The following is an 888-nucleotide window of genomic DNA, read 5'->3' on the forward strand; positions in this document are numbered from 1 at the left end:
CCAATACCCCCGTCCCCGCCCACGCCGCCGGCGGGCGGATGCCGACCGGCGGCCCGGAACCGCCGAGCGGCGGCCTGCCCGGCGCACAACGACGGGCAGCACCACACGACGAGCACGGCCGCAGCCGAGCAGACGCCACGACCGTGTCACCCGGCGGACGCCTCACCACTCCCAGCCGCGAAGCCGCGCAAAGGCCCGCCGCCCGGCGAACGGCGCAGGGGCAGCGCCACAAGGCGAGCCCGGGCGGCGCGGCCTGACAGCGGGACCTTCCGCCGCCCGGCGCTGCCCGAGACCACGCCGATCCACGCTGAACGGCGGGCCCGCCCGGTGTACCGGGCAGCACCACACGGCGAGCGCCGCCGCTGCCGGGCAGGAGCGACAACCCGGCCCGCCGGGCGGCCGCCCCGCAGGCCGCGAAGCTGCGGGGAGACCCACGTCGACGACCGAGCGGCGGCCCGTTCGGCGCACGACGCCGGGCACGCCGCGCCGGGCGAGACCACGCCGCGCCGGGCGAGACCACGCCGCGCCGACTGACGGCCCGTTCGCCGCTCGGCGCGACACGGCGAGCTCCCGGCAACCGGGCAGGGGCCGCAGACGGCCGCCCGGCGGGTGCCCGCCTTCGACGGCCGGAGGCGGCCCCGCACCCGCCGCCCCGTCGGGGGGTGTCGCGCGGCGAGCGCGGGTGGAGCCAGGTGGACGGCGGCGACGTCGCGCGTGGGGCGGTGGTGAGGAGAGCGCGGCGGCCTGGCGGAGGGCGGCCCGTTCGGCGCGGGGCGCCGTGCGGGGCGACACGGTGAAAGTGGTCGCAGTCGGGTAGGCGCCGGGGTCGCGTGCCACGGCGGCGCCCGGTGGGCGGACGGCGCATGGGACAGCCGCCAGGCGGAGGGC

1 pseudogene is annotated in these 888 nt (G+C 80.9%); it reads left to right on the plus strand.

The features are described 5' to 3' along the window. A pseudogene (locus FNX44_RS29365) lies at positions 1-257 on the plus strand (hypothetical protein); the annotation flags it as partial. Positions 258-888 lie beyond the last annotated feature (631 nt).

This window comes from Streptomyces alkaliterrae, from assembly GCF_007097205.2.
Lineage (GTDB): Bacteria > Actinomycetota > Actinomycetes > Streptomycetales > Streptomycetaceae > Streptomyces > Streptomyces alkaliterrae.